Annotated in this window: 3 protein-coding genes; 1 reads left to right on the forward strand and 2 read right to left on the reverse strand. The window is 71.6% G+C overall.

Going from position 1 to position 4,960, the window contains the following annotated elements; all coding sequences use genetic code 11:
- Positions 1-961: sugar phosphate nucleotidyltransferase (locus ACOJUF_RS26255; protein WP_420124749.1), on the forward strand; the 961-nt coding region annotated here is incomplete at its 5' end.
- A gap of 77 nt (positions 962-1,038) precedes the next feature.
- Here the strand turns inward: ACOJUF_RS26255 and ACOJUF_RS26260 are convergent.
- Together ACOJUF_RS26260 and ACOJUF_RS26265 are read right to left on the reverse strand one after the other, a co-directional pair.
- Positions 1,039-2,958, reverse strand: coding sequence for a hypothetical protein (locus ACOJUF_RS26260; protein WP_420124750.1), 1,920 nt, complete (start codon positions 2,956-2,958; stop codon positions 1,039-1,041).
- 14 nt (positions 2,959-2,972) lie between these two features.
- Positions 2,973-4,535: a bifunctional glycosyltransferase/class I SAM-dependent methyltransferase gene (locus tag ACOJUF_RS26265; RefSeq protein WP_420124751.1), complete on the reverse strand. Its 1,563-nt coding sequence runs from the start codon at positions 4,533-4,535 to the stop codon at positions 2,973-2,975.
- Positions 4,536-4,960: the final 425 nt, after the last annotated feature.

A 4,960-nucleotide genomic window follows, 5' to 3' on the forward strand; every position in this document is an offset into this window, starting at 1 on the left:
GGAGCACCAGCTCTCGCGCATCCGCGCGGCCGGGATCGGGCACGTGGTGCTGGGCACCTCCTACAAGGCCGAGACCTTCACCGAGCACTTCGGTGACGGGTCCGGGGTCGGCCTGTCCATCGACTACCTGGTCGAGGACGAACCGCTGGGTACGGGCGGGGCGATCCGCAACGTGGCCTCCGCGCTGCGGGCCGACACCGTGATGGTGTTCAACGGCGACATCCTGTCCGGCGTCGACCTCGGGGCGTTGCTGGACACCCACCTCGACAACGACGCGGACGTCACCCTGCACCTGGTCAAGGTGCCCGATCCGCGGGCGTTCGGCTCCGTGCCGACCGACGCCGACGGCCGGGTGCAGGCGTTCCTGGAGAAGACCGACAACCCGCCCACCGACCAGATCAACGCGGGCTGCTACGTGTTCAAGCGCTCGGTGCTGGAGGCGATCCCGGCCGGCCGGGTGGTGTCGGTCGAGCGCGAGACGTTCCCGGGCCTGCTGGCCGCCGGGGCCCGGGTGTTCGGCCACGTCGACACCTCGTACTGGCTCGACCAGGGCACCCCGGCCGCCTTCGTCAAGGGCTCGGCCGACCTGGTCGCCGGGATCGCGCCGACCGACGCGCTGCCCGGCCCGACCGGTGCCGCCCTGGTGCTGGACGGCGCGACCGTGGCGGCCGACGCCCGGATCATCGGCGGCGCGACCATCGGCCGCGGGGTCACCGTCGGCGCCGGGGCCCTCGTCGACGGGGCCGTGGTGTTCGACGGTGCGGTGATCGAGGCGGGGGCCCAGGTGACCCGGTCGGTGATCGGCAGCGGGGCCCGGATCGGCGCGGGCGCGGTCGTCGCCGACGCCGTCATCGGCGACGACGCCGTGGTCGGCGAGCGGTGCGAGCTCATCAACGGCGTGCGGGTCTGGCCGGGGGTCGCGTTGCCCGAGGCCGGCGTGCGCTTCTCCACGGACGGCTGATCAGACGGCACGAACAATGAAGGGCCCGGGGCCGGTCGCCCCGGGCCCTTCATTGGTTTCGTCGACGATCGACCGGGTCAGCCGCGGCTGACGGTGCCCACTTCGATCGAGTCCAGGCACATGGACGTGCCGACCGTCATGGAGTCCAGCACGACGGCGACGACCTGCGGTTCGGACGGGGTGTCCAGCCGACCGGTCTCCCCGGGGGTCCAGGGGCGGGAGCTGACGGCGGTGCCGACGGGGCTGCCGCCCGTCTCGGTGACGGTCGAGACCCGGACCGGGGTCGCCGCCTCGACCGTCGCCATCGTCCGGACCACGAGCGGACCACCGGAGACCGGGGCCGGGAGGTCCCAGCGCAGGCTCGCGTCCGCCGTGTCGACGGTGAAGCATCCGGCGGTGCCCACCGGCGTCAGGCCGGCCGAGGTCAGGTCGGCGAAGGGCGAGCCGGGGTCGGTGGCGGCCGCCCAGGAGATGGTCGCCGGGACCAGGGTGCCGGTGTCGTCGGGCACGTACCAGGGGCCGTCGGGGGCGTTGAACGGGATGCTCGGGTCGTGCACGCTGACGACCCGGCTGAGCCAGCGGTGGTCCTGGAACTGCATGAGTTCGGACGGAGCGCCCCCGTTGATCACGCTGAACGGCTCGCCGGTGGCCTGCTCGGCCTGCGCGGACGCGACCAGGTTGGGCACGTAGGACCGGATCGGGGCGCCCGGCGGGCCGATCATCGAGTAGTTCGTGCTGGAGATCGTCGGCCAGGCGCTGCTGATCCAGGCCGTCCCCAGGGCCAGGGCCCCCACCGCGACGGCGGCGACCGCGGCGGTCCGGGGCCGGCGGAACCCGGTGGCCGGGGCGGCGTGGGGATCCGGCCGCCACGGGGCCGCCCAGGCCTCGAACACGCCCACCAGGAACAGCAGGGTGGGCAGGTAGTAGTACATCGACTGCTGGATGGCCGGGATCCCGATGTAGCCGACCCGGGACAGGGTGACCGCCGCGAGCGGGATCAACCAGCCGAGCAGCGCGAAGGACCAGCCCCGCCAGGCCCGCCGGCTGCGCAGCAGGGTGAACACGACCAGGGCGACCAGCACGATGCCGGACACCACGATGCCGGTCAGCTGGAAGCCCGGCCGGGTCAGGTCGTAGACGCCGATGCTCATCGGCAGCTGGATGGTCAGCAGCGACGTGCCCAGCGCCTCCAGCGCCAGTTCGGGGGTCGGCGAGGCCGTCGCCACGTAGTAGTTCGTCTTGTAGTTCCACAGGCTCCAGGCGGCGATCACCAGCAGCACCGCCCAGACCGGCCAGGTGCGGCGCAGCAGCGCCTGCCACGGCTCGGTCGACACCCGGGTGCGGAACAGCAGGGTCCAGACCGCGGCGTACCCGACGGCGGTCATGCCCAGTTCCCAGGCCAGCACGGCCAGCAGGTAGCCGCCGACGGTGGGCACCGCCCACCAGGCCGACCGCCCTCGGACCAGCCGGGCGGTGCCGCCCAGGCACAGCGCGACCCCGATCATCGCCGGCATGATGTTGACGCCGGCGGTCCACCAGTTCGCCAGCGGCAGCAGGCCCAGGGACGGCCCGGCCACCGCGGTGCCGATCAGGGTCAGCCAGGTGCGGCCGAACAGGCCGGCCATCAGGAAGGCGACCGCCGCGACCACGCCGGTGGTCAGCGACAGCAGGATCGTGTGGATCAGCCACGGGTGCTCCGGCAGGTTCGCCGCCACCAGCACGTCGGTGAACTGCGACACCGGGGAGAAATGCCCGAACAGCGGGACCTTCAGCTGGTCCAGGGTCACCGACTTGCCCTGCGCGTCGAACAGGAACACGTAGTCGTCGGACCACAGGTAGACCGTGCGGCCGAACCAGCCGACGACGGCCGCGGCGGCCGCGATCACCCCGACCAGCGCCGGCCAAAACAGCCGCGCCGGGATCGGGTCGGGCTGCAGGTGCGGGACCGGGCGGTCGAGCGCGGGCTCGCCGACCCGGTCGTGGGGGATCACGCCCATCGGGTGGTGGCCGCCTAGAGCTCGGGGGTCGGGTGGTCGATCCGCGTGGGTGCGCTCCGGTCGTCGCTGCGGCGGTAGGTCACGCTCGTGCGCGGGGCGCGCGGCCGCACGTCCAGGACGAACTGGTAGCCGAACAGCGTCGGCCGCAGGCGGACCAGCACGCCGTCGATCGCGGCCACGGCCCGGCGCAGCAGCCCCGGCCGGGACGCGCCGACGACGTCGATGGGCAGGCCCGTCACCCGCATGGTGACGACCTCGAAGCCGTTCTTGCGGATCATCTTCAGCAGGCTGCGTCGGGTGAAGAAGCGGACGTGGGTCTTGTCCAGGATGCCCCGCTGGTCGTAGTCGAAGGCGCCGAACAGGGTGCGCAGCCGCGGGTACCAGTGGCCGAAGTTCGGCAGCGAGATCAGCACGCGGCCGCCGGGCGCCAACCGGGCCCCGATCTGCTGCAGCAGCATGTCCGAGTTGCGCACGTGTTCGAGCACGTCGGCGGCGATGGCGATGTCGAACCCGCCGCCGATCTCGTCGGGCAGGCCGTCCTCGAGGTTCGCCTGGACGAACACGTCCAGCCGCTCCGTCGTCTCCGGGCCCTCGAACAGGTCGACCCCGCTGACGTGGTGCCCGCGTTCCCGCAACTGGCTGGCCAGCAGCCCGCCGGAGCAGCCGACGTCCAGGATGCGGGCGGGCGGCGCGTCCGCCAGCAGCTCGAGGATGATGCGGTGCGAGGAGCCCTCCGACTCCTTGATCCCGTACTCGTCGCCGACCTGGACCAGCTCGCCGGAGGTGAAGCCCATCGTCGCCAGCCGGTAGGTCGCGACGTCGCTCAGCACGTCGGCGGCGTAGCGCAGGCCGTTGACGTAGCAGATCTCGTCCCCGTAGTAGGTCGGGATCGGGATCTCGACGATCGTCTTCCCCCGCCCGAGCAGCGCGATGATGATCTGGGTGTCGAAGTTGAACCCGTCGGACGTGCCGGACAGGTCGAGGTCGGCCAGCGTGTGCACGTTGTAGGCCCGGTAGCCGGAGTGGAACTCGGACAGCTGGGACCCCAGCGCCTTGTTCTCCACCGTGGTCAGAATCCGGTTGCCGACGAACTTGTAGGCCGGCATGCCGCCGGCCCGCGCCGAGCCCTTGACCATCATCCGCGAGCCGAAGACCGCGTCGGCCTCGCCGCGTTCCAGCGGCCCGACGATGTCCGGCAGGCACTCCGGGGCGTACTGGCCGTCGGCGTGCAGCAGCACGACGATGTCCAGGTCGTGCTCGATGGCCAGGCGGTACCCGGCCTTCTGGTTGCCGCCGTAGCCCAGGTTCGTCTGGTGGTGCACGACCGTCACCGGCAGGTCGGTGGCCAGCTGCTGGTACTCCAGGCCGACCCGGTAGGTTCCGTCCTGGCTCGCGTCGTCGCAGACGAAGACCTCGCTGATCCGCTCGCGGAACGGTTCGGGGATCCGGTCCAGCGTCTGGGCCAGCGTGGTGGCGGCGTTGTAGGCCACGACCAGGATGCCGATGCGCGGCTCACGGCCGAAGGGGCCGGCCGTCGCCGAACGTTGATCCGGCAGGCTCCGCACGGTGTCGGTCATGAAAACATCGATCCCTTGCTCGCGGTGATGACGCTCGTCGTCATGGATGTGGTCATGGGGCTGGTCATCGCAGTTCCATGGGGCAGTTCCGTTGGCCCGTTCCGGGGCGCAATTCCGTGGTTCCGTTCCCTGGTTCTGTTCCGTGGTGTGTTCCGTGGTTCTGTCGGAAACGGTATCAACGGACGGAACGGCCCCCGGACCTCTCGATCCGGGTGTTGCCACGCCGTCGACGTGGGTGTCCGCCGGCTGGCCCCCGACGGCCTACGCTGACCCGACGGACCGACCGGATCGACGACCTGGAGGAGGACCGGTGAGTCAGACCGAACCCGACCCGATCCCGGCCCTGCCCCCTCGACCCGTCAAGGAGCGCGCCTTGACCCTTCCGAACCTGCTGTTGCTGCTGTTCGCGGTGCTGGCCGCCGCGG

The sequence above is a fragment of the Nakamurella sp. genome (assembly GCF_048594475.1).
In the GTDB taxonomy this organism is placed as follows: Bacteria; Actinomycetota; Actinomycetes; order Mycobacteriales; family Nakamurellaceae; genus Nakamurella.